24 protein-coding genes are annotated in these 25021 nt (G+C 67.0%); 17 read left to right on the top strand and 7 right to left on the bottom strand.

The window, feature by feature from the left end:
* Positions 1–3: 3 nt before the first annotated feature.
* The 3 genes from treZ to glgX all read left to right on the top strand — a co-directional run bounded on the left by treZ (position 4) and on the right by glgX (position 6184).
* On the top strand, positions 4–1758 hold the full coding sequence (treZ, locus tag BUA54_RS16995) for a malto-oligosyltrehalose trehalohydrolase (RefSeq protein ID WP_245810749.1): 1755 nt from the start codon (positions 4–6) through the stop codon (positions 1756–1758).
* Positions 1755–3980 (top strand): malto-oligosyltrehalose synthase, encoded by a 2226-nt coding sequence (gene treY / locus BUA54_RS16990; RefSeq protein ID WP_072858453.1) that lies wholly within the window; start codon positions 1755–1757, stop codon positions 3978–3980. Before treZ ends, treY begins: the two co-directional genes overlap by 4 nt.
* A gap of 134 nt (positions 3981–4114) precedes the next feature.
* Positions 4115–6184, top strand: coding sequence for a glycogen debranching protein GlgX (gene glgX, locus BUA54_RS16985; protein WP_072858452.1), 2070 nt, complete (start codon positions 4115–4117; stop codon positions 6182–6184).
* A gap of 44 nt (positions 6185–6228) precedes the next feature.
* Here the strand turns inward: glgX and BUA54_RS16980 are convergent, their stop codons facing one another.
* Both BUA54_RS16980 and BUA54_RS16975 read right to left on the bottom strand, forming a co-directional pair.
* Entirely contained in the window at positions 6229–7758 is a 1530-nt protein-coding gene (locus tag BUA54_RS16980) for an alpha-amylase family glycosyl hydrolase (protein ID WP_072858451.1), read from the bottom strand.
* A complete protein-coding gene (locus BUA54_RS16975; RefSeq protein ID WP_072858450.1) occupies positions 7748–8602 on the bottom strand; it encodes a glucose 1-dehydrogenase in 855 nt (284 codons plus the stop codon). The genes BUA54_RS16980 and BUA54_RS16975 overlap by 11 nt, the downstream gene beginning before the upstream one ends.
* A gap of 138 nt (positions 8603–8740) precedes the next feature.
* Between BUA54_RS16975 and BUA54_RS16970 the strand changes: the two genes are divergently transcribed.
* The 8 genes from BUA54_RS16970 (at position 8741) to BUA54_RS16935 (ending at position 16451) form a co-directional block, all read left to right on the top strand.
* Positions 8741–9523 (top strand): SDR family NAD(P)-dependent oxidoreductase, encoded by a 783-nt coding sequence (locus tag BUA54_RS16970; RefSeq protein ID WP_072858449.1) that lies wholly within the window; start codon positions 8741–8743, stop codon positions 9521–9523.
* Positions 9523–10335: an alpha/beta hydrolase gene (locus tag BUA54_RS16965; RefSeq protein ID WP_072858448.1), complete on the top strand. Its 813-nt coding sequence runs from the start codon at positions 9523–9525 to the stop codon at positions 10333–10335. Before BUA54_RS16970 ends, BUA54_RS16965 begins: the two co-directional genes overlap by 1 nt.
* A 125-nt stretch (positions 10336–10460) precedes the next feature.
* Complete coding sequence (locus BUA54_RS16960) at positions 10461–13316, top strand: monovalent cation/H+ antiporter subunit A (protein ID WP_072858447.1); 2856 nt, start codon at positions 10461–10463, stop codon at positions 13314–13316.
* Between the two features lie 2 nt (positions 13317–13318).
* On the top strand, positions 13319–13696 hold the full coding sequence (locus tag BUA54_RS16955) for a Na+/H+ antiporter subunit C (protein ID WP_072858446.1): 378 nt from the start codon (positions 13319–13321) through the stop codon (positions 13694–13696).
* Positions 13693–15324 carry a monovalent cation/H+ antiporter subunit D gene (locus tag BUA54_RS16950; protein ID WP_072858445.1) on the top strand — a complete coding sequence of 544 codons (1632 nt, stop codon included), beginning with the start codon at positions 13693–13695 and terminating at the stop codon, positions 15322–15324. The genes BUA54_RS16955 and BUA54_RS16950 overlap by 4 nt, the downstream gene beginning before the upstream one ends.
* A gap of 1 nt (position 15325) precedes the next feature.
* Positions 15326–15829 (top strand): Na+/H+ antiporter subunit E, encoded by a 504-nt coding sequence (locus BUA54_RS16945; RefSeq protein WP_178352774.1) that lies wholly within the window; start codon positions 15326–15328, stop codon positions 15827–15829.
* Entirely contained in the window at positions 15826–16095 is a 270-nt protein-coding gene (locus tag BUA54_RS16940) for a K+/H+ antiporter subunit F (RefSeq protein ID WP_072858444.1), read from the top strand. The genes BUA54_RS16945 and BUA54_RS16940 overlap by 4 nt, the downstream gene beginning before the upstream one ends.
* Positions 16092–16451 carry a monovalent cation/H(+) antiporter subunit G gene (locus BUA54_RS16935; RefSeq protein WP_072858443.1) on the top strand — a complete coding sequence of 120 codons (360 nt, stop codon included), beginning with the start codon at positions 16092–16094 and terminating at the stop codon, positions 16449–16451. The genes BUA54_RS16940 and BUA54_RS16935 overlap by 4 nt, the downstream gene beginning before the upstream one ends.
* Here BUA54_RS16935 and BUA54_RS21275 read toward each other — a convergent pair.
* Positions 16448–16762, bottom strand: a complete 315-nt coding sequence (locus BUA54_RS21275) for a polyhydroxyalkanoic acid system family protein (protein ID WP_072858442.1) — start codon at positions 16760–16762, stop codon at positions 16448–16450. The two genes, BUA54_RS16935 and BUA54_RS21275, sit on opposite strands and share 4 nt — an antisense overlap.
* A gap of 157 nt (positions 16763–16919) precedes the next feature.
* Between BUA54_RS21275 and BUA54_RS16925 the strand changes: the two genes are divergently transcribed.
* The 3 genes from BUA54_RS16925 to BUA54_RS16915 are packed head-to-tail and all read left to right on the top strand — an operon-like array spanning position 16920 to position 20325.
* Positions 16920–17945 carry an agmatine deiminase family protein gene (locus tag BUA54_RS16925; protein WP_072858441.1) on the top strand — a complete coding sequence of 342 codons (1026 nt, stop codon included), beginning with the start codon at positions 16920–16922 and terminating at the stop codon, positions 17943–17945.
* The gene (locus tag BUA54_RS16920) at positions 17912–19633 is read left to right on the top strand and encodes an amidase (RefSeq protein ID WP_245810748.1); all 1722 of its coding nucleotides are present in this window, start codon (positions 17912–17914) and stop codon (positions 19631–19633) included. The genes BUA54_RS16925 and BUA54_RS16920 overlap by 34 nt, the downstream gene beginning before the upstream one ends.
* Complete coding sequence (locus BUA54_RS16915) at positions 19630–20325, top strand: hypothetical protein (protein ID WP_072858439.1); 696 nt, start codon at positions 19630–19632, stop codon at positions 20323–20325. Before BUA54_RS16920 ends, BUA54_RS16915 begins: the two co-directional genes overlap by 4 nt.
* Here BUA54_RS16915 and nth read toward each other — a convergent pair.
* Positions 20322–20966: an endonuclease III gene (gene nth / locus BUA54_RS16910; protein WP_072858472.1), complete on the bottom strand. Its 645-nt coding sequence runs from the start codon at positions 20964–20966 to the stop codon at positions 20322–20324. The genes BUA54_RS16915 and nth overlap by 4 nt on opposite strands.
* A gap of 78 nt (positions 20967–21044) precedes the next feature.
* On the opposite strand from nth, the gene BUA54_RS16905 reads away from it, so the two are divergent.
* From BUA54_RS16905 to BUA54_RS16895, 3 genes are all read left to right on the top strand, one after another.
* Positions 21045–21905, top strand: coding sequence for a methylated-DNA--[protein]-cysteine S-methyltransferase (locus BUA54_RS16905; protein ID WP_072858438.1), 861 nt, complete (start codon positions 21045–21047; stop codon positions 21903–21905).
* 93 nt (positions 21906–21998) lie between these two features.
* Positions 21999–22655: a YiaD family glycine zipper/OmpA-like lipoprotein gene (locus BUA54_RS16900; protein WP_143155475.1), complete on the top strand. Its 657-nt coding sequence runs from the start codon at positions 21999–22001 to the stop codon at positions 22653–22655.
* 110 nt (positions 22656–22765) lie between these two features.
* Positions 22766–23533, top strand: a complete 768-nt coding sequence (locus BUA54_RS16895) for a FadR/GntR family transcriptional regulator (protein ID WP_072858437.1) — start codon at positions 22766–22768, stop codon at positions 23531–23533.
* A gap of 58 nt (positions 23534–23591) precedes the next feature.
* Here the strand turns inward: BUA54_RS16895 and BUA54_RS16890 are convergent, their stop codons facing one another.
* From BUA54_RS16890 to BUA54_RS16880, 3 genes are all read right to left on the bottom strand, one after another.
* Positions 23592–24149 carry a F0F1 ATP synthase subunit B gene (locus BUA54_RS16890; RefSeq protein ID WP_072858436.1) on the bottom strand — a complete coding sequence of 186 codons (558 nt, stop codon included), beginning with the start codon at positions 24147–24149 and terminating at the stop codon, positions 23592–23594.
* 3 nt (positions 24150–24152) lie between these two features.
* The gene (locus BUA54_RS16885) at positions 24153–24677 is read right to left on the bottom strand and encodes a F0F1 ATP synthase subunit B' (RefSeq protein WP_072858435.1); all 525 of its coding nucleotides are present in this window, start codon (positions 24675–24677) and stop codon (positions 24153–24155) included.
* A gap of 84 nt (positions 24678–24761) precedes the next feature.
* Positions 24762–24998 carry a F0F1 ATP synthase subunit C gene (locus tag BUA54_RS16880; protein WP_072858434.1) on the bottom strand — a complete coding sequence of 79 codons (237 nt, stop codon included), beginning with the start codon at positions 24996–24998 and terminating at the stop codon, positions 24762–24764.
* Between the last annotated feature and the right edge of the window lie 23 nt (positions 24999–25021).

Here is a 25021-nt window from a genome sequence, read left to right as displayed (position 1 = left end):
GATTTGCGAACAGGCCAATGGGAGTCGACGACGATGGAGGCAGAGGCGCCGCAACACTGGGGCGCGCGCCCCGTCGGGGATGGTCGCTGGTCCGTCGCGATCTGGTCGCCGGATGCGACAGAGGCCGCGGTCATCGTCGGCGATGGTGCGCCACAGGCGATGGCGAAGGGTGCCGACGGCACGTTCCGGGCAGAGATCGCGGCGGAGGCGGACACGCCCTATCGCCTTGCCATCGACGGGCAGACCCTGCCCGACCCCGCCTCTCGCCGGCAGCGGGACACGGTCCACGGGCCGTCGCTGCTGACGTTGCCGCGCCGGGTGCAGGACGGCTGGACCGGCCGGCCCTGGTGCGAGGCGGTCATCAGCGAGATCCACATCGGCACCTTCACGACCGAAGGCACCTTTGCCGCCGCCGCGCGCCGCCTGCCGGATCTGGTGGCCCTTGGCATCAACACCGTCGAGGTCATGCCGATCGCGCAGTTCGCGGGAAACCGCGGCTGGGGCTACGACGGCGTGCTGCCCCACGCGGTGCATCCGGCCTATGGCACGCCCGGCGATTTCGCGGATTTCGTCACGGCGGCGCACGGGCTGGGGATGTCGGTGATCCTCGACGTCGTCTACAACCACTTCGGGCCGGAGGGGGCCTATCTGGGCGGCGTCACCCCCGCGTTCTTCGACGCCAACCGCACGACCCCTTGGGGCCCCGCGATCGATTTCACGCAAGGACCGGTGCGGGAGTTCTTCATCGCGAACGCGATCATGTGGATCGCGGAGTTCGGCGTGGACGGCCTGCGGCTGGATGCGGTGCACCAGTTGCAGGACCCCTCGACCCCGGAATTCCTGAAGGCCCTGTCGCAGCGGCTGCGGGCACTGGACCTGCACCGCCCCCTGCACCTGATCGCCGAAGACGAGCGCAACCTGCCGGACCATCGCGACGACGGTGTGACGGACGCGCAGTGGAACGACGATTATCACCACAGCCTGCACTGCCTGCTGACGGGCGAGGACGAGGGCTATTACGCGCCCTTCGCCGTCGATCCGATGGCCGATCTGGCGGTCGCGCTGACCGAAGGTCACGTGGCGCAGGGGACGCCGCGCAACGACCGGGCCGACACACGCGGCGCGCCGAGCGGGCACCTGCCGCCCGAGGCCTTCGTCAACGCCAATCAGACGCACGATCAGATCGGCAACCGCGCGCTTGGCGAACGGCTGATCGCGCTGGCGGGACCGGAGGCGATGCGCGTGGCCCACGGGCTGCTGCTGACCGCGCCCTTCGTGCCGATGCTGTTTCAGGGCGAAGAGATCGGCGCGCGCACGCCGTTCCCGTTCTTCTGCGATTTCGAGGGCGATCTGGCGGATATCGTCCGCAAGGGGCGGCTGGAGGAGTTCAGCGCCTTCGGCGGCTTTGGCGGCGACCTGCCCGATCCAATGGCGCTGTCGACCTTCACGGACGCGCGCCCCTATGACACGCCGCCAGACGATGCGGACGACTGGCGGGCGCTGACCCGACGGCTGCTGGACTGGCGCCGCAGCCATGTCGTGCCGCTGCTGCACAGCGGCCAGACCGGGGCCGACGTCTGGATCATCGGGCCCAGGGCGCTGCGGGTCTGTTGGCGCTTTGAGACCGGCGACCTGAACTGCGTCGTGCAACTGGGTCAGGCCGTGCCGCCGGATCTGTGGGGCGGCGACGCGACCGGGCTGCGACTGGGCGCGCCCGAGGATAATTTTGCATTCTGCACATGGATAGAGACAAGATGATTTCACTGACTGCCACCTACCGCCTGCAACTGCGCGAAGGTGTCACCTTTGCCACGGCGCAGGACTACCTGCCGCATCTGGCCGCGAACGGGATCAGCCACCTGTACCTGTCGCCGATCTTTGCGGCGCAGGCGGGATCGACGCACGGCTACGACGTGATCGACCCGAACGCGATCGAGGCGGATCTGGGCGGCGATGCGGGCTTTGCCGCATTGGCGCAGGCGGCGCAGGCGGCGGGGATCGGCATCGTCCTCGACATCGTGCCGAACCACACGGCGTTCTCGCTGGAAAATCCGTGGCTGCGCGATCTGCTGCGGCACGGGACCGACAGCGCCTTTGCGCCGCACTTCGACATCGACTGGTCGGAGCGGCTGATGCTGCCCTTTCTGACCGACGGTTTCGACGCGCTGGTGGAGCGGGGGGAGGTCACGCTCGACCGGGCCGCCGACGGGCCGGTGCTGTGCGTCGGCGATCTGGCGGTGCCGCTGGACCCGGCGACGGTCGGCGACGAGACCGACATGGGCGCGCTGCACGATGCGCAGGTCTGGCGGCTGGTGCCGTGGCAGCGTGAGCGTGACAGCATCACGCACCGGCGCTTTTTCAACGTGACCGGACTGATCGGGATGCGGGTGGAGGATGACGCGGTGTTCGAGGACATGCACCGCAAGGTCTTTGACCTTGTGGACGGTGGCCTTGTGCAGGGTCTGCGGCTGGATCACATCGACGGGCTGGCAGATCCCGCCGCCTATCTGGAGACGCTGAAGGCGCGTCTGCCGGACACGCCGATCTGGGTCGAGAAGATCCTGACCGGCGACGAGGCATTGCCGGACTGGGGGCTGGCGGGCACCACGGGTTACGAGGCGGCGCGCCAGATCGCGCGGCTGCTGACGGATGCGGACGGTCACGCGCGGCTGATGGCGGCGTGGCAGGAACAGACCGGGCGCAGCGGCAGCTTTCACAAGGCGCTGATCGCCGCCAAGAACGAGGTGATCCGGCAGGATCTGGCGGCGGAGCTGCAACAGATGATCGTGCTGGCGGACGCGGCGGCGGTCGCCGCTGGCGACGAGCAGGGGCAGGAGGCGCTGCGCGAGGCTGTCGTGGCGCTGCTGGTCGCGTTTCCACGCTATCGCACCTATCTGGCAGGGGCAGACAACCGCGAGGACGACGTGGCGCTGATGCACCGGGTGGCGGACGAGGCCGCGGAGGGACTGCGCAGCGATCATGTCGTTCGGCTGCTGACCGACTGCATCCTGTCGCCCCAGACGCCCGAAGCCGCACGGCTGCAGGTGCGCTTCCAGCAGGTGACCGGCGCGCTGCTGGCGAAATCGCACGAGGATACCGCCGGGTTCCGCTGGAACGCCTATATCGCCGCGAACGAGGTGGGGGCCGATCCGGACGACGTGACGATCATCGACGACGCCATGAACGACTGGCTGGCGGACCGGTTGCCAATGGCGATCACGCTGACCTCTTCCCACGATACCAAGCGGTCCGAGGATGCGCGGATGCGGCTGGTGGCCTGTTCCCGGCTGCCCGCGGACCTGATCGCGCTGGTCGATGGGGTGGCGACGCTGAAGGGCGCGGACGCCGTGCGGCCGAACACGCGGTGGTACATGGTGCAAAGCGCGCTTGCGATCTGGGGCGAGGACGATCTGGACACGCGGTTGCGGGATCACATGACCAAGGCGATGCGCGAGGCCAAGCGCGTCACCAACTGGACCCATCCGGACGAGGCGGCGGAGGCGCGGGTGCTGAACCTGATCCCCCACCTGACGGCGCAGTGGCGCGACACGGCACCGGCGGCACTGGACCGGCTGATCGCGTTGGGACAGCGGCTGTCGCTGGTGCAGACCGCGCTGAAGATCGCGATGACCGGCGTGCCGGACATCTATCGCGGCTGCCTCGGGCCGCACTTTGCGCTGACCGACCCCGACAACCGGCGCCCGGTCGATCTGGATGCGCTGATGCACCTGACGGAGGCGGGTGGTTTCGCGGGCGACAAGGCGCGGCTGTCGCGGGATCTGCTGCTGCTGCGATCTGCGGACCCTGCGTTCTTCGATACCGCCGGCTGCACGATCGCGCGTGACGCGGGCGGTGCGGTGGCGCTGACGCGGGACGACGGAAACCGCCGGCTGACGCTGCGTTGCGACACCGGTGACGATCCGGTCGTCACGTGGGACGACAGTGCCGCGCCTGCCGCAAAACCGGGCAGGACGGGCTGAACGGCAATGGGCGTCAACGGAATGCCCGGTGCGACCGGAACAGCCGCCGCGGCGCAGCGTTGACCGAGGTAAACGGGCGCCCGTTACGGATGCCCCAATGCGCGACCACCGTGTCGCTTGAAGGATTATAGACCATGACGGACCAAACGCCGGTCGATGTGACGTTCGACCTTTCGCTGGCACGCCCCGACAAGCTGGGGGCCGATCCCCGCGACGGCGGCACGAACTTTGCCCTGTTTTCCAACAGCGCCGACAAGGTGGAACTGTGCCTGTTCGACGAAGGCGGCCAGCACGAGACCGCGCGCATCACCCTGCCCTGCATGGAAGGCGGCGTCTGGCACGGTTTCATCCCCGGCGTCGGGGTCGGGCAGCGTTACGGCTACCGCGTCCACGGCCCCTATGCGCCGAAGAAGGGCCATCGCTACAACCCCAACAAGCTGCTGCTGGACCCCTATGCGCGGGCGCTGATGGGCAACATCCAGTGGGACGATTCCCTGTTCGGCTACAAGGTGGGCGAAGACGACCTGACGTTCGACGAGCGCGACAGCGCGGCCTTCATGCCCAAAGGCGTGGTGGTGGACGATTCCTATGCCTGGGACCGGTCGGACGCGCTGCGCACCCGCTGGGATCAGACCGTGATCTACGAAGCGCACGTCAAGGGCCTGACCATGCGCCACCCGGGCATCGTGCAGGCGGACCGCGGCACCTTTGCCGGCCTGTCGGCCGACCCGGTGCTGGAACATCTGACGAAGCTGGGCGTCACCGCGATCGAGCTGTTGCCGATCCACGCCTTCGCCAACGACAACTATCTGATCGAGAAAGGGCTGAGCAACTACTGGGGCTACAACACCCTGTCGTTCTTTGCGCCGCATCAGGGCTATCTGAAAAGCTGGGACATCCAGGAGGTCAAGACGGCCATCGACCGGTTCCACGCGGCGGGAATCGAGGTGATCCTCGACGTGGTCTACAACCACACCTGCGAAGGCAACGAGATGGGCCCGACGCTGTCGTTCCGGGGGATCGACAACGAATCCTACTACATGACCGGCGAGGACAAGCGGCACGTCTACGACACCACCGGGACCGGCAACACGCTGAACGTGCAGCATCCGATGGTATTGCGGATGGTGATGGATTCGCTGCGCTACTGGGTCGAGGTCATGCATGTGGACGGCTTCCGCTTCGACCTTGCATCCACGCTGGCGCGGGATTCGGACGGGTTCGACCGCAGCGGCAACTTCTTTGCCACGATCCGGCAGGACCCGGTGCTGTCGGCGGTCAAGCTGATCGCGGAACCCTGGGACATCGGCGACGGCGGCTATCAGGTCGGCGGCTTCGTCTGGCCGTTCCGCGAATGGAACGACAAGGCGCGCGACGACATCCGCGCGTTCTGGCGGCGCGACGACAGCATGACCGGGCCGCTGAGCGAGCGGCTGTCGGGATCGCCGGTGCAGTTCGACCACGACAACCGGCCGGCAACGTCGTCCATCAACTTCGTCGCGGCGCACGACGGGTTCACCCTGTGGGATACCACCGCCTACAACGACAAGCACAACGAGGCAAACGGCGAGGACGGTCGCGACGGCCACGACAACAACCTCAGCGACAACCTTGGCGCCGAAGGGCCGACGGATGACGCAGACATCATGGAGGCGCGTCGGCGCCGGGTGAAGGCGGCGCAGGCCACTGTCCTGCTGGCGCAGGGCGTGCCGATGATCCTTGCGGGCGACGAGTTCGGACAGACGCAGGACGGCAACAACAACGCCTATTGCCAGGACAACGAGATCACCTGGCTGAACTGGGAAGAGGCGGACGACAGCCTGACGCGGTCCGCCGCCGCGGCCATCGCCCTGCGGCGCGATCTGGAAGGTTTCGTCGACACCAACTTTGGCAATGCGGACCTGTCTGACGGCAAGGCGACCCGCTGGCATCATCCCGAAGGGCGCGAGATGACCGAGGACGACTGGCACGACGGCGGGTTGCGCTGTCTGGCCAAGCGCATCACCACGGCGTCGGATTGCGATATCCTGATGATCTTCAATGCGGGCGATCCGGCGGAGTTCACCCTGCCGGACGGCGAATGGGTGCAGCGGCTGGATACCAGCGCGGACGATCCGGCGGCCGATGCCACGCACGAGGGTTCGCTGACCGTGGACTGGCAGTCGGTCGTGGTGCTGACGCAGGACTACGCGCCCGAGGAATGACGCGAAGGCCCCGCCGGCGCATGCCGGCCGGCGGGGCCTTTGCCTTACACCGACCAGACGGCGCCGAACCAGCCGTTCGGGGCCAGCGTCGGGCAGAGGGCATCGGCGGTCACCACAGGATCGCCGGCGGGCAGGTCAGCAAAATCGCCGGCGCCGTGGCTGAACAGCCCGCGAAACGTCCGCCCCTCTGCGGTGCGGATCGACAGGTCGAGCCGGTCGTCGCGGGCGGAGCAATCCACGACCTTGGCCGTGGCCCAGCCCAGATCGCGGCGCAGGCCGATGATCTGGCGATAGAAGGGCGCAAGCTGCGCCTGTGCCCGCTGGATGGCGGCCCGGTCCCAGGTCATCGGCAGCCAGGGCGTTCCCTTGGTAAAGGCGTAGCTGTCGGCCACGGCGTCCCACGGCATCGGCACCCGCGCGCCTTCGCGGCCCGGCCCGTCGGGCCAGTAAAGCAGATCGAGGGGGTCGGTCACGTCCTCTTTCTTGAGTTTCGGCTGCGGCAGGCCGTATTCCTCGCCCTGGTAGATGATCCAGGGGCCGGGCAGGAAGGCCATCTGCAGCGCCAGCACCGGGTCAGAGGAATCGCCGCGACCGTGGCGCGGTTGATCGTGACTGGACAGCCAGCCGGCAAGGCGTTGCAGGCTGTCGGCGCGGTCGATGATGTCCGTGACGATTGCAGGGCTGCCGCGTTCTTCCGGCAGGTCGGTGGTATAGACGCAATCAAGGCGGCCCGGCTCGGTGAAGGCCATGGCGAGTTCGATGGACTTGTTGCCGGAGGTGCTCTCTCCGATCAGGTAGGCGTCGTCGCCCGCCCACTTGCGCAGGTTTTCGGCGTAGGCCGCACCGTCGCCCGGAAGCATGTCGTAGACATGGTCCTGATAGGTGTAGGGATTGAAGACCTCTCCTGCGACCTTGCGGTGCACCTTTGGCGTGGCGGGGGGATTGTCGCTGAGGCTGTCGTCCCAGAGGAAGGCGGTAACGACGTCGAAGCGGAAGCCGTCGACGCCACGGTCGCGCCAGCCCTTCATCTGCCGGGCGATCATGTCCTGCACGGCGGGATTGCGCAGGTTGAGGCTGGGCTGCTGCGGCAGGAACTGGTGCAGGTAGTATTGCCGCCGCTTGTGGTTCCACGTCCATGCGGGCAGGCCGAACTGGGCCAGCCAGTTGTTGGGCGGGCTGCCGTCGGGTTTGGGATCGCGCCAGAGGTAGTAGTCGGCCTTTTCGTCATCCCCGGCGATGGCGGCCTGAAACCACGGTGCCTGATCGCTGGTGTGGTTCAGCACCTGATCCATGTAGACCTGCAGGCCGAGGCCATGCGCCTTTTCCACAAGCGCGTCGAAATCCGCCATCGTGCCGAAGCGCGGATCGATGGCGGTGTGGTCGACGATGTCGTAGCCGCCGTCCATCCAGGGCGAGACGTAAAGCGGCGACAACCAGATCGCATCGACACCAAGGCCGGCGACATGATCGAGGCGCTGGATGATGCCCTGAATGTCGCCGACACCGTTGCCGGTCGTGTCCTGAAACGAGCGCGGGTAGATCTGGTAGATCGCGGGCGCGGACTTACGCGCCAACGATCATGCCTCCGTTCGGGTGCAGGGTCTGGCCGGTGAAGAAACTGCCGTCTGAGGACGCGAGGAAGAGGAAGGCGGTGGCGATTTCCCACGGCTGGCCGGCGCGGCCCATGGGCGAGGAGGAGCCGAAATCCTCGACCATGTCGGCGGGCATGGAGCCGGGGATGAAGGGCGTCCAGACCGGGCCGGGGGCCACGGCGTTCACGCGGATGCCCTTGTCCACGAGGTTCGAGGCCATCGAACGGCTGAAGGCCAGCGATGCGCCGCGGGTGGTGGAGTAGGCGATCAGCGAATCGTTGCCCTTGAAGGCGTTCACGCTGGTCGTGTTCACGATGCAGGCGCCTTCCTTGAGGTGCGGCAGCGCTGCCTGCGTGCAGAAGAAGTAGGACATGACGTTGCTGTCCATGGTGCGGCGCAGACGCTCTTCCGACAGTTCGGTCAGGTCCTCGTCGATCCACTGCATGGCGGCGTTGTTGATGAGGATGTCGAGCTGGCCGAACCGGGCGACGGTCTTTTCCACCGCATCGGTGGCGTGCTCTTTCACGCCGAGGTCACCGGCGATCAGCAGGGCCTCTGACCCTTCCGCCTCGACCAGACGTCTGGTTTCCTCTGCGTCCTTGTCCTCGTTCAGGTAGGCGATGGCGACCTTGGCACCCTCGCGGGCAAAGAGGACGGAGACGGCGCGACCGATGCCGCTGTCACCACCGGTGATCAGGGCGACCTTGCCCGTCAGTTTGCCCACACCCGGATGGCGCGGCATGTAGTCGGGGGCGGGGTCCATCTTGTATTCGTCCGCGGGCATGGAATCCTGATGCTGGGCGGGAATATGGGGGGCATCCGTCATGGGGCGTTCCTTTTATCGAGGTTCCCGCGACAACTGCCGCGGTGCAGCGTTGTTCCCGCCTGCGACAATGCGCGTGCAGCGGAACAACTTTGCCCCGCCCCCTGTTGAGCGCCGATACTTTCATCTGAGGAGCAGGACATGGATCTTGGCATCAAGGGCAGACGCGCGCTGATCACCGGCGGTTCGGGCGGCATGGGCATCGAGACGATCAAGCGGTTCATCGAGGCGGGCGTGACCGTCACCGCGACGGACCTGAAGGAAGAGGACCTTGCCCCCGTGCGCGAGGAATTCGGGATCACCTGCATCGCCGGCGATCTGTCCAGCAAGGAGGGCGTCGACGCCTTCGTGAAGGAAGCCGGCACCGATTTCGACATCTGGGTGCACGCCGCCGGCGTGACGGGCGCCAAGGGCGACCCGCTGGAGATGTCAGAGGATGACTGGGACGACGCGCTGAACATCGACTTCTTGTCGGGCGTCCGGCTGGCGCGGCACCTGTGCCCGCCGATGATCGACCGCGGCTGGGGCCGCGTGGTCTTTGTCACCTCGGAAAACGTCGCACAGCCCTACCCCGAGGAGACGGTCTACAACTCTGCCAAGTCGGCGCTGCTGAGCCATGCCAAGAGCATCGCAATGGCGCATTCCGGCAAGGGCCTGCTGGTGAACTGCATCGCGCCCGCGTTCATCGAGACGCCGATGACCGACGGCATGATGGAGAAGCGGTCGGAGGAAGAGAACTGCTCTTTCGACGAGGCGGTGGAAAGCTTCCTCGACGAAGAGCGCCCCTACCTTGTGCTAAAGCGGCGCGGCAAGGTCGAGGAGGTCGCCCCGGTGATCGCCTTCCTGTGCAGCGAGCTGTCGTCCTTCGTCACGGGGTCCAACTGGCGCATCGACGGCGGTGCGGTCGGGTCGATCAACGTCTGATGGATCGCGCCGGGCTGGAGGATCACATCCGTGCCAATCCGGTGGAAGGGTCGCCCGCAGAGATGCGGGCGGCCTTTCTGCGACTGGCGCATCCGGGCGGACCGCCCGACCTGCCCCCGGTGGACTCGGTCGGCGGCTGCGACGGGCGCTGGTTCGGCACCGGCGGGCGGCCGATCGTCTGGTTGCACGGTGGCGGCTACGTCTTTGGCGGGTCGGACAGCCATGCCGCCCCGGCGCGGGTGCTGGCGGACCTGACCGGGCGGCCGGTCTTCGTGCCCGACTATCCGCTGGCGTCAGAGCATCCATGGCCCGCACCCCGCGACGCGGCGCTGGCGGTCCTGACGGCTTTGGACCGGCCCGATGTGGTGGGCGACAGCGCAGGTGGGCATCTGGGGCTGGTGCTGGGCATGTCCCGACCGCATCAGATGCGGCGACTGGCGGTGCTGTCACCCAATACCGACCGCAGCGGGCAGAGCACGACGCGGACGCGCAATTCCGACACCGACCTGATGAACGACGATGCACAGGACCGGCGGTTGTCGGACATGGCGCTGGGGCATCTGCCGGACGATGATCCGAAGGCTTCGCCGCTGCTGGGCGATACGTCTGGCCTGCCGCCCCTGTTGATGGCGGCCACGACGACAGAGGTGCTGCTGGACGACACGCTGCTGTTCGCCGCCCGTGCGGCCCGCTCTGGGGTCGGACTGACGCTGCAGGTGTTGCCGGACCTGTTTCACATGTGGCACCTCTGGCCCGCGGCGACGCCGGAGGGGCGCGCGATCCTGCGCGCGGTGGCGGATCATCTGGCCTGAGACGGCGGGCGAATGCCCGATTGCTTCTGAATTTTTCGTCATCACGGCCCCGAGAGCGGGTAAGGAAGCATTATTCGGATTTCAAGGGCTGGTCGTTCCGGTTCCTGTCCGCGATAAATACCGCCATGTCACTGTTTCTCATCGTCGCCCTGCCCTTCCTCGGTGCGCTGCTGCCCGGCCTGATGATCAGGGCCGGTCGGCAGGTGTGCTTCGTCACCACCTTTACCGTGACGGCGCTGGCCTTCATCGGGCTGATGACGCATCTGCCCGGCGTCTGGCGCGGAGAGGTTCCGACCGCGCGGCTGGACTGGCTGCCGGGGCTGGGGATGAACCTCGACCTGTTCCTCGACCCGCTGGGGCTGATGTTCGCGGGGCTGATCCTTGGGATCGGACTGCTGATCATCGCCTATGCCCGCTGGTATCTGTCGCGCGACGACAACATGGGCGAATTCTATAGCTATCTGCTGCTGTTCCAAGGCGCGATGGTGGGCATCGTGCTATCGGACAACGTCCTGATATTGCTGGTCTTCTGGGAGCTGACGTCGCTGTCGTCCTTCCTGCTGATCGGCTTCTGGAAGCATCTGCCGGAGGGGCGTCAGGGTGCGCGGATGGCGCTGACCGTGACCGGCATGGGTGGCCTTGCGATGATCGGCGGCATGCTGATCCTTGGCCAGATTGTCGGCAGCTATGACCTGACGGTGATCCTGCAGAACCGCGAGCTGATCCAGGCCTCGCCCCTGTATCTGCCGGCGCTGCTGCTGATCTTGACGGGGTGCTTCACGAAATCCGCGCAGTTCCCGTTCCACTTCTGGCTGCCGCACGCGATGAGCGCGCCGACGCCGGTGTCGGCCTATCTGCATTCCGCGACCATGGTGAAGGCGGGTCTGTTCCTGATGGCACGGCTGTGGCCGGTGCTGAGCGGGACGGAGGTCTGGGTCACGCTGGTCTGTTCGGTGGGCCTGCTGACCATGGTGATCGGGGCCTTCATCGCCTTCTTCAAGGACGACCTGAAGGCGCTGCTGGCCTTTTCGACCGTATCGCATCTGGGGCTGATCTGCTTCCTGCTGGGGACCGGCACGACCTTCGGCGCGATGGCGGCGGTGTTCCACATCCTGAACCATGCGAGCTTCAAGGCGGCGCTGTTCATGGTGGCGGGGATCGTCGATCACGGGGTGCATACGCGCGACATGAAGAAGCTGGGCGGGTTGCGGCACCTGATGCCGCTGACCTTCCTGATCGCGACGCTGGCGGGGCTGTCGATGGCGGGAATTCCGCTGTTCAACGGTTTCGTGTCGAAAGAGATGATGCTGGAGGAGGCGTTGCACACGACGCTGTTCAACAGCCCGCTGCTGGTGACCGTCGTGGCGACGCTGGGGGCGCTGTTTTCCGCCGCCTATTCGTTCCGCTTCATCAGCCACACCTTTCTGGGGGCGGAGCGGCACGATTACCCGGCGCATCCCCATGATCCGGAACCGGGTCTGTGGCTGCCCCCTGCCCTGCTGATGATTCCCGTCGTGGGCCTTGGCATCGCACCGTTCCTGGCGGAACCCTTCGTGCGGCTGGTGACCGGGGCCGTCGTCGGCGGCGTGGCAGAGATGCCGGAAGAGCATCTGGCCCTGTGGCACGGCCTGACGCCCGCGCTGGCGATGTCGGCGATCGCGGTCGTAGGCGGGCTGATCTGGCTGGCGCTGTTCGGTCCCCTGGCCCGCGTCTGGCATGCGATGCCGCGGCCAGAGGCGAAGGACATCTTTGACAGCCTGATCAAGGCGCTGGCCAACGGCGCGGCGCGGTTCAGCCACCGGCTGCATGACGGCAGCTTTACCCGCTACGCGGCGATCTTCGTGGTGACGGTGGTTGGGCTGGGCGCGCATGCGTGGTTCACCGGCGACGCCGTTGCCCCGACGCGGGCGATGCTGCCGATCACACCGGTGGGCGTGGCGCTGTGGGCGATGCTGATCGCGGCGGCGGGGTTCCTCGTGCTTTATCATCGCAACCGGCTGGCGGTGCTGATCCTGATGGGGATCATCGGGTTGATCGTCTCGATGAGCTTCAACTACTTCTCGGCCCCCGATCTTGCGCTGACGCAGATCTCGGTCGAGGTGGTGACGATCATCCTGCTGCTGCTGGCACTGAACTTCCTGCCGAACCGCACACCGGCGGAATCGACCGCCGGGCGGCGCACGCGGGATGCGGTGATCGCCATCGGCGGCGGCGTCGCGGTGGCGGCGCTGACATGGACGATCCTGATGGGCGATTTCCCGATGACATCCATGTCGGAATATCATCTGGCCAATTCCTACAAGGGCGGTGGCGGCGACAACGTCGTGAACGTGATCCTCGTGGACTTCCGGGGCTTCGATACCTTTGGCGAGATCATCGTGCTGGGGATCGCCGCGCTGGTGATCTATGCCTTGACCGAGGCGCTGCTGAACGGCGAGGTCCGCGCGAAACTGCTGAACCGCGATTTCGAGGAGGCGCGCGCCGGTGACGCGCATCCGCTGATGATGGTCGTGCTGACCCGGGTGATGATGCCCGTGGTGCTGATGGTCGGCGTCTACATCTTCCTGCGCGGCCATAACGAGCCCGGCGGCGGCTTCGTCGCGGGCCTGATCGTGGCGATTGCCGTGGTGATGCAATACATGGCGTCGGGCTTTGCCTGGGCGGACAGCCGCCAGCGCTATCCCTATCACGGGATCATCGGGGCGGGCGTGCTTGTCGCGGGGCTGACCGGCATCGGGTCGTGGTTCGCAGGAGAACCGTTCCTGACGTCCGCCTTCGGCTATTTCCGCATTCCGCCGATGAACGAGTTCGAGCTGGCGACGGCTGCGGCCTTCGACCTTGGCGTCTTCCTCGCCGTCGTGGGGGCGGTAATGCTGTCGCTGGAAAGTTTCTCTCGCCTTGGCCGGAGGGCCGGGACCGAGACGAACGAACACGCCATGGACATCGACCCGTCCCGTCCATCCGTCAAGCAGGAGGGCTGACCGTGGAATTCCTCATGTCCACCGCCATCGGCGTGCTGACCGCCGCCGGCATCTACATGGTGCTGCGCCTACGCACCTTTCCGGTCATCATCGGCACCTCGCTGCTGAGCTATGCCGTCAACGTGTTTCTCTTCGCCTCGGGTCGGCTGGCGCTGAACGCGGCGCCGGTGCTGCGCGACGGGATAGAGGTCTATACCGATCCGATTCCGCAGGCGCTTGTGCTGACGGCGATCGTGATTTCCTTCGGGATGACGGCGGTGGTCGTCATCATGGCGCTGGGGTCCTACCTGAGCGCCGGCGAGGATCTGGTCGACGTGCCCGCGCGCGATGCGGAGATTCCGACGGCCCCGCATGCCCTGCGCGGAGAGGCCGTCGAATGACCCATTGGCTCGTCGCTCCTGTCGTTCTGCCGGCGATGCTGGCTGCCATTCTGGTGCTGGTCGCGCGGTTCCATTTGTCGCTGCAGCGGGTGCTGTCCGTCGCCGGCACCTTTGCCCTGCTGGCCGTGGCGCTGGGCCTGTTCTGGCAGGCGCGTGACGGCACGATCAGCGTCTACCAGCTGGGCCACTGGCAGGCGCCCTTCGGCATCGTTCTGGTGGCGGACCGGTTGAGCACGCTGATGGTGCTGGTCACGGCCATTCTGGCGCCGCTGGTGCTGCTTTATGCGGTCGGGTCCGGTTGGGACCGCCGGGGCGCGCATTTTCATCCACTCTATCAGTTCCAGCTGATGGGGATCATGGGGGCGTTCCTGACCGGCGACGCCTTCAACCTCTTCGTTTTCTTCGAAGTGCTGCTGATCGCGTCCTACGGTCTGATGATCCATAGCGGCGGCCAGCGGCGGTTGCGGGCGGGCACGCAGTATGTGCTCTACAACCTTCTGGGCTCCACCCTGTTCCTGTTCGCGCTGGGCACGATCTATGCCAAGACCGGCACGCTGAACATGGCGGACCTTGCGATGCGCGTCGCGGCGCTGGATGCCGCCAACAGTGCGGGCATCCGGGTCGCCGCGGTGCTGCTGCTGCTGGTCTTCGCCGTCAAGGCGGCCGTGCTGCCGCTGCATTTCTGGTTGCCCGGCAGCTATGCCGAAGCCCCCGCCCCGGTCGCCGCGCTGTTCGCGATCATGACCAAGGTCGGCGCCTACGGCATCATCCGCATGTACACGCTGGTCTTTCCGCCGGAGCTGGAGATCACCCGCGGCCTGTTCGATACTTGGCTGCTGCCGGCCGCACTGCTGACGCTGGCGATGGGCATGATCGGCGTGCTGGGGTCGCGCCGGATCGACAAGCTGGTCGCCTTTTCGGTCATCGGGTCGATGGGAATGCTGCTGTCGGCGGTTGCGGTCTTTACCGCGTCAGGCATCGTTGCGGCGCTTTACTACGCGATACACTCCACCTTTGCCACGGCGGCGCTGTTCCTGCTGGTCGACGTGCTGCGCGACCGGCGCACAGGCGTCGGCGTCTGGCTGCGCGACGCGGTGCCCGTCGCGGGCGGGCCGCTGGTGGCGGGCATGTTCTTTGTCGCGGCCATCGCGATGACCGGCCTGCCGCCGTTGTCGGGCTTCGTCGGCAAGCTTCTGATCCTCGACGCGGCGCGGGGATCGGCGCTGGTGTGGTGGGTCTGGGGGACGGTTCTGGCCGGGTCGCTGGTCGCCGTCGTGGGCTTTGGCCGGGCGGGCAGCCAGATCTTCTGGCGGTCGCATCAGGTCGCGGCAGAGCGTGAGGAGGACCCCGAGTCCGAGGCGGGCGAGGCCAACACGAAAGAGCACGACGCGCCGGAGCCGGCCCTGCCGATGGTCGCCATCGGCAGCCTGCTGGGGCTGCTGGTCGCGCTGACGGTCTTTGCCGGGCCTGTGACGGGACATCTGAACGCGACCGCGGCGCAACTGTTCAACACGCAGCCCTATATCGCCGCGGTGCTGTCGATGCCGGGCAAGGAGATCAAGGACGATCACGGCGACGCGGACGCGCATGACGACGCCGCGACCGATACCACCGAGGAGGGTCACTGAGATGCCGCTGCGACTGACCCGAAGGCTGCTGCCGCATCCGCTTCTGACGCTGCTGCTGGTGGTCGTCTGGTGCCTGCTGAACAACAGCCTGACGCTGGGGACGGTGGTCTTCGGCACGATTTTGGGGCTGCTGATCCCGATCCTGACCTCTGCCTACTGGCCCGACCGGCCGCCGGTGGCGCGGCCCTTCGGGATGATCGTCTATTGCGTGATCGTGATCTTCGACATCATCAAGTCGAACATCACCGTCGCCCTGCAGATCCTGTTTCGCGGCAACGACAGCCTGCAGCCCGCGTGGATCACCGTGCCACTGGACCTGCGCAAGCCCGAGGCGATCACGATCCTTGCGGGGTCGATCACCCTGACCCCCGGCACCCTGTCCGCGGACCTGAGCGCCGACGGCACCGCCCTGCTGGTCCATGCGCTGCACGCGCCGGACCCGGACGCGGTGCGCGACGACATCAAGGCCCGATACGAAAGCCGCCTGAAGGAGATCTTCGCATGACCGAAATCGCCCTTTACTTCGCCATTGGTGCCGTGAGCCTTGCGCAGGTGCTGGCCATGGTGCGCCTGTTGCGCGGGCCGCACGTCGGCGACCGCATCCTTGCGCTGGACACGATGGTCATCAACGCGATCGGGCTGATCATCCTGTCGGGCATCCTCTGGGGCACCCAGATCTATTTCGAAAGCGCGATGATCATCGCCATGCTGGGCTTCGTGTCCACCGTGGCGCTGTGCCGCTTCGTGCTGCGGGGGGATATCATCGAATGACCGAACTGCCGATCATCTGGGATATCGTGCTGGCCGTGCTGCTCATCACCGGCGGGGGGTTCACACTGGCGGGGTCGCTGGGCCTGCTGAAGCTGAACAACCCGATGTCGCGCCTGCATGCGCCGACGCTGGCCTCTACCCTTGGGGTGGGGTCGCTGCTGCTGGCATCCATGGTCGCGGCCTTTGCCGAGGGGCGCCCGTCGCTGCACGAGGCGCTGGTGATGGCGTTCCTGTTCGTCACCGCGCCGATCACCGCGAATTTCATCGCAAAGGTGCATCTGCATCGCTGCCGCGACGTGCCGGACCTGCCGCCGCCGCCCGCCGACAAGGTCTGGGCGACCCGGTCGGAGGATTAGGCAGCGCCCTTGGCCAGCATCTTCGCGACGGAGCTTTCGACGATCTGCAGGATCTGACCCTTCATCATCGTCATCATCATCGGGACGGCGACGGTGCCCTGCACCGCGTCATCCGTCAGTTGCGAATCGACCGTGATGGTCTGGCCCATGACGCCGATGTCGAGCCGCATGCCGTCCGCGCCGATCTGTTCCGCCGTGACGGTGCCGCCGGGGGGCAGCGCCCTTTCCAGCTTGGGAACACCGGCCAGCAGGCGGGCCGCCGCCTCGGGCACGGGCAGATTGTGGGGGACGCTGAAGGGGACTTTGGGCATGGCGGGCTTCTTGCTGTTGATCGCGGGTGTCATACGCGGGGTATGATCGCCCGGAAAGACGGGATTGCGGCATTTGCGACGGAACGCGACGTGACGCGTCTGGATGCGCCGGATTTTCCCGCCTAACCTGCACAGGATCAATGCAGGAGACGAGACGATGACGTGGCACATGCCGGCCGAAACGGCGCCGCAGGACCGGGTCTGGATGGCGTTCCCGCGCGAAGGCGCGACGCTGGGCGAGGGTTCTGCCGCGCGCGAGGCGGGATATGCGGCCTGGGCGGCGGTGGCGAACGCCATTGCGGCGCGCCAGCCGGTGACGATGATCGTGGACCCGACGGAAGTCGTGCGCGCGCGGCGAATGCTGGACGGCGCGATCGAGATCGTGGAGCGGCGGATCGACGATTTCTGGCTGCGCGATTCGGGGCCGACCTTCGTGCATGATGTGCAGGGCGGGCTGGCGGCGGTCGACTGGATCTTCAACGGCTGGGGCGGTGCGGACTGGACGAGTGCGGCGCACGACCGCGATCTGGCGCGCTTCATCGCCGGGATCGCCGGGGTGCCGTTAGTACCGTCGCTGCTGGTAAACGAGGGCGGCGGCATCCATGTGGACGGCGCGGGCACTTTGCTGGCGACGGAGACGGTGCAACTGGGGGTGGAGCGCAATCCCCATGCGGACGCGGGCCGCGTGGCGGAGGAGTTCGCGCGGACGCTGGGGGCGGAGAAGACGATCTGGCTGCCGCGCGGGCTGACGCGGGATTACGATGCCTTCGGCACGCGGGGGCATGTGGACATCGTCGCCTGTCTGCCGCAGCCGGGGGTGATCCTGCTGCACCAGCAGCGCGATGCGTCCCACCCCGATCACGCCGTCATGCAGGCGATCCGGGCACAGCTGGAGGGCGAGACCGATGCGCAGGGCCGCCGGTTCGAGATCATCGACATTCCGGCGCCCGCGGCGCTGACCGATGCGCACGGCTTCGTCGACTACAGCTACATCAATCATCTGGTGATCAACGGGGCGGTGATCGCCTGCACCTTCGGCGAGGATGCGGCGGATGCGCAGGCGCGGGACATCCTTGGGCAGGCCTATCCGGGGCGCGCGGTGGTCGGTGTCGATGCGCGGGAGCTGTTTGCCCGTGGCGGCGGCATCCATTGCATCACCCAGCAGCAGCCCAGCCCGCGATGAACGTGGCCGAGGCCGGGATCGCCGACCTGCGCGCCGCGCTGGAGGCGGGCGCGGTGACGAGCGTGGGGCTGGTGGAGTTATACCTGGACCGCATCGCGCGGTTCGACCGGGCGGGGCCGTGCCTGAACGCGGTGCCGGTGCTGAACCCCGCCGCGCTGGCCGAAGCGCAGGCGTCGGACGCGCGGCGGGCGGCGGGGGCGGTGCGGGGGCCGCTGGACGGCATCCCCTATACCGCCAAGGACAGCTACAAGGTGCGCGGATTGACGGTGGCGGCGGGCTCGCCCGCCTTTGCCGATCTGGTGGCGACGGATGACGCCTTTGCCATCGCCCGGCTGCGGGCGGCGGGGGCGGTGCTGATCGGGCTGACGAACATGCCGCCGATGGCGAACGGCGGGATGCAGCGCGGCCTTTATGGCCGGGCGGAGTCGCCCTACAGCGCCGACTGGCTGACGGCGGCCTTCGCCTCCGGCTCCTCCAACGGGTCGGGGACGGCGACGGCGGCGAGCTTTGCCGCCTTCGGGCTGGCCGAGGAGACCTGGTCGAGCGGGCGGGCGCCGGCGTCGAACAACGGGCTCTGCGCCTATACGCCCAGCCGCGGCGTGATCTCTGTCCGGGGGAACTGGCCGCTGGTGCCGACGATGGACGTGGTGGTGCCGCACACGCGCACGATGGCCGACATGCTGGAAGTGCTGGAGGTAATCGTCGCCGACGATCCCGAGACCACGGGCGACCTGTGGCGCAGCCAGCCCTGGATCACCCTGCCGCGGGCGTCGGAGGTACGGCCTGCGTCCTATGCGGCCCTTGCGGGGGCGTCCTTGAAGGGGCGTCGGTTCGGGGTGCCTGCAATGTACATCAACGCCGACCCCAAGGCCGGAACGGCGGTGCGGCCCGGCATCGGCGGGCCGACCGGGCAGCGGATCGAGACGCGCGCGTCAGTCATGGCGCTGTGGGAGGCCGCGCGGGCCGCGTTGGAGGCAGCGGGGGCCGAGGTGGTGACGGTCGATTTTCCGGTGGTGTCGCACTACGAGGGAGACCGGCCCGGCTGCCCGACCATCGCCACGCGCGGGCTGCTGCCGGAGGGGTATCTGAAGCGCGAGATCGTGGAGCTGTCGGTCTGGGGTTGGGACACCTTCCTGCGCGACAACGGCGACCCGGCGCTGTTGCGGGTCGCGGATGTGGACGGCACGCTGATCTTTCCCAGACCGCCCGGCAGCCTGCCCGACCGCTATACCGGGTTCGAGGACGATATCGCCGACTATCCCACGCATGCGCGGCAGCATGGCGTGACGGATTTCAACGACATTCCCACGCTGGCCGAGGGGCTGCGCGGTCTGGAGGAGACGCGGCGGGTCGATCTGGAGGACTGGATGGACCGCCATGGGCTGGACGCCGTGGTGTTTCCGGCGGTGGCGGACGTGGGGCCTGCGGATGCGGACGTGAACCCGGCCAGCGCCGATTGCGCGTGGCGCAACGGGGTCTGGGTCGCCAACGGCAATCTGGCGATCCGGCATCTGGGGATCCCGACCGTGACGGTTCCGATGGGCGTAATGGCGGATACCGGCATGCCGGTCGGACTGACCTTTGCCGGGCGGGCCTACGACGATTCTGCGTTGCTGGCGATCGGTGCCGCGTTCGAGGCCACGGGACGCTATCGCACCGCCCCACCGCGCACGGCGGAAGGGCGGTGAGCGTCGTCCTGATCCTCGGATCGGGCCCCTCGGTGGTCACCTGCGCGAACTGGCCGCGCGCGCCGTTCGACCGGATCGTGGCGATCAACAATGCCTGGCGGGTGCGGGCGGATTGGGACGACCTGATCCATCCCTCGGACTTCCCCGTAGAGCGGCGGCCCCCTGCCCTGCGCGACGGGCAGCGGATCGTGACGGCCGGCGACTACGTGCCGGTGCAGAACGACTTCGGCGGCTTCGTCTATGCGGGCGGGACGATGGCCTTTACCGCGGGCTACTGGGCGCTGGGGGCGCTGCAACCCAGCGTCATGGCGTTCCTGGGTTGCGACATGGTCTATCCCGCCAGCGGGGCGACGCATTTCTACGGGACTGGGACGGCGGACCCGTTGCGGGCGGATGTGACGCTGCGGTCACTGCCGGCGAAATCGGCGCGGTTGCAGGTGATGGCGGCCCGGGCCGGTTGCGCCTGCGTGAACCTGTCGACGGAGGACAGCCGGCTGGTCTTTCCCCGCGCAGCACCCGGCGATCTGCCGGTGCGGCCTGCGGCCTTCGACGAAGACAGGGTGGGCACGGCCTTGGCCGAGGAGGCGCGGCTGGATTACCGCGTGCCGAGCGGGAAATACTGGAAGGAGGCGCATCGCTTTGATGCCGCCGCCATCGACGCGCTGGATGCGCTGTGGCTGGGGGCGGTCTAGAGCGTCTTGTCCTCGAACCCGCAAAGGTCGCGGATCAGGCAGGCGGCGCATTTCGGCTTGCGCGCGACGCAGGTGTAACGGCCGTGGAGGATCAGCCAATGGTGGGCGTGGCGCTGGAAATCGGCGGGGACGTGATCCTCGATCCGGCGCTCCACTTGGTCCACGTCCTTGCCGGGCGCGATGCCGGTGCGGTTGCCGACCCGGAAGATATGGGTGTCGACGGCCTGGGCGGGATGCGCCCACCACATGTTCAGGACGACGTTCGCGGTCTTGCGCCCGACGCCGGGCAGCGACTGCAGGGCGGCGCGGGAATTGGGGACCTCTCCACCGTAGTCGTCGACGAGGATCTGGCTGAGCTTCATCACGTTCTTCGCCTTCTGGCGGTAGAGGCCGATGGACTTGACGTGGTCGGTCAGCGCGTCGAGGCCGAGGTCCAGCATTTTCTGCGGTGTGTCGGCCACGGCAAAGAGCCCACGGGTCGCCTTGTTCACGCCCTTGTCGGTCGCCTGCGCGGACAGGGCGACCGCGACGACGAGGGTGAAGGCGTTGACATGCTCCAGCTCTCCCTGCGGTTCGGGTTCCGCCGCCTGAAAGCGGGTGAAGATTTCGCGGATCGTGGGATAGTCGAGTTGTCTTGCCATGCGCCCTTGTGCCTTGGGCAGCGGCGGATGCGCAAGTTCCGGGTCGCCGCAGCACGCGCCGTCGCCTAGATTGGTCGCATGGAACACGCACCTTATCATTACGCCGTCATGGCCCGCGCCATCGACATGATCGACACCCACCGGGGCGACCCCCTGTCGCTGGCCGATCTGGCCGATGCACTGGGGATGAGCGCCAGTCACGTGCAGCGGGTCTTTACCACATGGGTCGGCGTCTCGCCGAAACGGTATCAGCAGTTTCTGGCGCTGGATCATGCGCGAACGATGCTGCGCGAGAATTTCACCACGCTGGCGGTGGCGGATGCGGTCGGGCTGTCCGGCAGCAGCCGCCTGCACGACCTGTTCCTGCGGTGGGAGGCGATGACCCCCGGCGAATACGCCCGGCAGGGCGAGGGGTTGACGGTGCGCTGGGGCTGGTGCGACAGCGTCTTCGGCCCGGTGCTGGCGATGGCGACGGAGCGGGGGCTTTGCGGGCTTGCCTTTGCGGCAGAGACCGGGCGTGCCGCCGCCATGGCGGACCTGCGGGGGCGCTGGCCATTGGCCACCTTCACCGAGGATCGGGACGCGGTGGCGGGCTGGACGGAAGCAGCGCTGACCGGCACGGGCGAGGCACGGCTGCACATGATCGGCACCCCCCTGCAGATCAAGGTCTGGGAGGCGCTGTTGCGTATTCCCAGCGGGCAGGTCACGACCTATTCGGAAATCGCGCGATCGATCGGGCTGGAAAAGGCGGTGCGTGCCGTGGGCACCGCCGTCGGGCGCAATCCGGTCAGCCTGCTGATCCCCTGCCATCGCGCCCTGCGCAAGTCGGGGGCGCTGGGGGGCTATCATTGGGGGTTGCCGGTCAAGCGGACCTTGCTGGCGTGGGAGTCGGCGCGGGAAGAGTCACAAAAAGGTGATATTCGGCGGAACATCGCCTGACTTTTCAGCGTTATTGGATAGCGCCGTGCGTTGCGACATAACCGCGCCAGAGACTCACCCATGTTACCGGGTCCAATGAAGAGAGAGAATCACATGATCACCCTGACACGCCTGAACCTGACGCTGGCCACCGCTGCGCTGGCCCTGACCACCGCCTGTGCCGGCACCGGCGGCCCGAACGACAACCGCATGACCGGTCAGGGCGCCGCCATCGGCGCTGGCCTTGGTGCGCTGGCCGGTGCCGCCACCGGCGACAACAAATCCGAGCGGATCCGCAACGGTCTGATCGGTGCATCGCTGGGTGCCGCAGCCGGTGCCACGGTCGGCAACGCGCTGGACAAGCAGGAACAGGAACTGCGCAACCAGATGGGCGGCAACGTGGGCATCGTGAACAACGGCCAGAACCTGACCGTGACGCTGCCGCAGGACATCCTGTTCGCCACGAATTCCACCACCGTGTCCGCCTCTGCACAGGGCAACCTGTCGACGCTGGCGCAGTCGCTGCAGCAGTACCCGAATTCGACCGTCAACGTCATCGGTCACACCGACGATGTGGGTGCCGCGTCCTTCAACGCCGACCTGTCGACCCGTCGTGCGCAGTCTGTCGCGTCGGTGCTGATCGCGAACGGCGTGTCTTCGGCCCGTATCCGGTCGATCGGCCGTGGCGAGGACCAGCCGGTGGCGACCAACCTGACCGCCGAAGGCCGTCAGCAGAACCGCCGCGTGGACATCGTCATCACGCCGAACTAAGCGTCGGATCCTTCGATATGCGGAAGGGGCTGCCCGTGCGGGCGGCCCCTTTTCGTTTGTCCGCCCCATCGATTGATCCTATCGTCCCGCCACCCCACAGAGTTTGCCGCATGCCCTTCGAGCCCGTCACACAGGAAAAGCTGTCCATCGGCATCGCGCGCCAGATCGAGGATCTGATCCTGCGCGGCATCCTGCGACCCGGCCAGCGGTTACCGTCGGAGCGCGAATTGAGCGAGCGGATGCACGTCTCTCGCCCGTCGTTGCGCGAGGCGCTGGCCGATCTGCAGACGCGCGGGCTGCTGACCGCGCGCGCGGGGGCGGGTGTCTTCGTGGCGGATGTGCTGGGCAGCGCCTTTGCCCCTGCCCTGATCCGGCTGTTCGCGGACCACCCGATCGCCCTGCACGACACCATCAGCTTTCGCCGCGACATGGAGGGGCTGGCGGCTGAACGGGCGACGCGGCACGGAACGGATACCGACCTTGCGGTGATCGACACGGTGTTCCGCAAGATGGAGGCCGCGCACCGCAAGTCCGACCCGACGGAGGAGGCGCAGCTTGACGCGGATTTCCACCTTGCCGTGATCGAGGCGAGCCACAACATCATCCTGCTGCACATGATGCGGTCGATGTACGACCTGCTGCGGCAGGGGGTGTTCTATAACCGGGCCGTGATGTTCCAGCAGCGGCTGACGCGTGGGGATCTGCTGGGCCAGCACCGGGCGATCAATGTCGCCATTCAGGCACGGGACCCGGCGGCCGCGAAGGCCGCGATCAACGCGCACATGGACTACGTCGAGGGTGCGATGAACGACCAGCGGAAGGCCGACCAGAACGAGGGCTTTGCCCGCAAGCGGCTGGACATCGAACACCAGCGCTGATGGCAAAAGGCCCCGACAGATGCCGGGGCCCTATAAATCGTCGACCGTGTGGTCGGTGTCAGTGCATCTTGGCTTTGACCGTGGCGATCGACTCGTCGATCAGCGCGTTGGACCGTCCGGCATCCATCTGCTTGGCGATCACGTCCTTGGCGGCGGCCACGGCAACGGTCACGGCGCGATTCTGCACATCCTTGACGGCAGCGGCGCGGGCGCTTTCAAGCTGCTCTTCCGCGCTGGCGAGACGCCGGGCGATGGAGGCCGCGATGTCGTCCTTGGAAGCCTGCGCGGAACGCTCTGCCTCTGTGCGGGCGTTGGCGACGATGCGGTCGGCCTGCTCCTGCATCTCTTTCTGCTTGCGCTCGTAGGACGCCAGCAGGGACTGGGCTTCTTCGCGCAGGGCGCGGGCCTCGTCCAGATCGGCGCGGATGCCGTCGGCGCGCTTGTCCAGCATCTCTCCGATCTTGGAAGGCACCTTCATGAAGAGCAGGATGCCGACGAAGAGCAGGAAAGCCAGCAGCACGATGAAGTTCGTGTTGTGCAGCGAGACGAAGGGCCCGGTGGCCGCCATCGCGGGCGAGGCCAGAACGGCGAAGAGCGGGATCATCAGATAACGCATGGCTTAACCCTTCATCCGGTCGTTGACGGCGGCGTCGATGGTCGCCTGATCGGCGGTGGACCCCATCGCGGCGACGAGTGCCTCTGCCACATCCTTCGCCACGATGGCGACGTTCTCGGTGGCACTGGCACGGATCTCGGCGATGCTGGCCTCTGCCTCTGCGGTCTGGGCCGCGATCCGGGCGTCGGCCTCTGCAAGGGCGGCGTCCAGTTCGGCCTGCGCGTCGGCACGGGCCTGATCGGCGATCCGGTTGGATTCGGTGCGGGCGTCGGCAAGGGCCTTTTCGTAGACCGCCTCTGCCTCGGTCGCGCGCAGCTTGTAGTCCTCTGCGGCGGCAAGATCGTTGGAGATGGTACCGGACCGTTCCGCCAGAACACCGCTGATGCGCGGCAGGGCGACCCGGGACAGGACCAGATAGATCACGACAAGCGCGATCAGAAGCCAGAAGATCTGGTTCGGAAATGTCGAGAAATCGAGCTGCGGCATTCCGCTTTCGACTTCCGTAGCGACGACGTTCTCAGTTGCCATCTTGGTCCCCGGTTACCGTTTCGTTTCAACCGTCCGGTGCGGGGGCTGCCCCGCACCGGAAAGTCGTAAGGATGTCGTGCGGTCTTAGACTGCGAACATCAGCAGCAGAGCGACGAGGAACGAGAAGATCCCCAGAGCTTCTGCGAAGGCCAGGCCGATGAACAGCGTCGCGGTTTGCGAAGCGGCGGCAGAGGGGTTGCGCAGTGCGCCAGCCAGGAAGTTACCTGCCACGGTGCCGACGCCGATGGCGGCTGCACCCGAACCGATGCCAGCCAGACCGGCACCGATGAACTGACCCATGTTTGCGATATCGCCTTCCATGATTTTCTCCTTACGATGGAATT

Source organism: Loktanella atrilutea (genome assembly GCF_900128995.1).
In the GTDB taxonomy this organism is placed as follows: domain Bacteria; phylum Pseudomonadota; class Alphaproteobacteria; order Rhodobacterales; family Rhodobacteraceae; genus Loktanella; species Loktanella atrilutea.
Note: the sequence above shows the minus strand (reverse complement) of the source record. Positions and strands in the feature narration are given on the sequence as shown.

Excerpts from the sequence above, each read along its gene's own strand:
- BUA54_RS21275 (WP_072858442.1), bottom strand. The coding sequence starts at position 16,762 with ATGCCCAAAGTCCCCTTCAGCGTCCCCCACAATCTGCCCGTGCCCGAG.
- BUA54_RS16885 (WP_072858435.1), bottom strand. The coding sequence starts at position 24,677 with ATGGCAACTGAGAACGTCGTCGCTACGGAAGTCGAAAGCGGAATGCCG.
- BUA54_RS16970 (WP_072858449.1), top strand. The coding sequence starts at position 8,741 with ATGGATCTTGGCATCAAGGGCAGACGCGCGCTGATCACCGGCGGTTCG.
- BUA54_RS16975 (WP_072858450.1), bottom strand. The coding sequence starts at position 8,602 with ATGACGGATGCCCCCCATATTCCCGCCCAGCATCAGGATTCCATGCCC.
- BUA54_RS16940 (WP_072858444.1), top strand. The coding sequence starts at position 15,826 with ATGACCGAAATCGCCCTTTACTTCGCCATTGGTGCCGTGAGCCTTGCG.
- BUA54_RS16880 (WP_072858434.1), bottom strand. The coding sequence starts at position 24,998 with ATGGAAGGCGATATCGCAAACATGGGTCAGTTCATCGGTGCCGGTCTG.
- BUA54_RS16935 (WP_072858443.1), top strand. The coding sequence starts at position 16,092 with ATGACCGAACTGCCGATCATCTGGGATATCGTGCTGGCCGTGCTGCTC.
- BUA54_RS16905 (WP_072858438.1), top strand. The coding sequence starts at position 21,045 with ATGGAACACGCACCTTATCATTACGCCGTCATGGCCCGCGCCATCGAC.
- treY (WP_072858453.1), top strand. The coding sequence starts at position 1,755 with ATGATTTCACTGACTGCCACCTACCGCCTGCAACTGCGCGAAGGTGTC.
- BUA54_RS16945 (WP_178352774.1), top strand. The coding sequence starts at position 15,326 with ATGCCGCTGCGACTGACCCGAAGGCTGCTGCCGCATCCGCTTCTGACG.
- BUA54_RS16890 (WP_072858436.1), bottom strand. The coding sequence starts at position 24,149 with ATGCGTTATCTGATGATCCCGCTCTTCGCCGTTCTGGCCTCGCCCGCG.
- nth (WP_072858472.1), bottom strand. The coding sequence starts at position 20,966 with ATGGCAAGACAACTCGACTATCCCACGATCCGCGAAATCTTCACCCGC.
- glgX (WP_072858452.1), top strand. The coding sequence starts at position 4,115 with ATGACGGACCAAACGCCGGTCGATGTGACGTTCGACCTTTCGCTGGCA.
- BUA54_RS16960 (WP_072858447.1), top strand. The coding sequence starts at position 10,461 with ATGTCACTGTTTCTCATCGTCGCCCTGCCCTTCCTCGGTGCGCTGCTG.
- BUA54_RS16925 (WP_072858441.1), top strand. The coding sequence starts at position 16,920 with ATGACGTGGCACATGCCGGCCGAAACGGCGCCGCAGGACCGGGTCTGG.
- BUA54_RS16965 (WP_072858448.1), top strand. The coding sequence starts at position 9,523 with ATGGATCGCGCCGGGCTGGAGGATCACATCCGTGCCAATCCGGTGGAA.
- BUA54_RS16895 (WP_072858437.1), top strand. The coding sequence starts at position 22,766 with ATGCCCTTCGAGCCCGTCACACAGGAAAAGCTGTCCATCGGCATCGCG.
- BUA54_RS16900 (WP_143155475.1), top strand. The coding sequence starts at position 21,999 with ATGATCACCCTGACACGCCTGAACCTGACGCTGGCCACCGCTGCGCTG.
- BUA54_RS16950 (WP_072858445.1), top strand. The coding sequence starts at position 13,693 with ATGACCCATTGGCTCGTCGCTCCTGTCGTTCTGCCGGCGATGCTGGCT.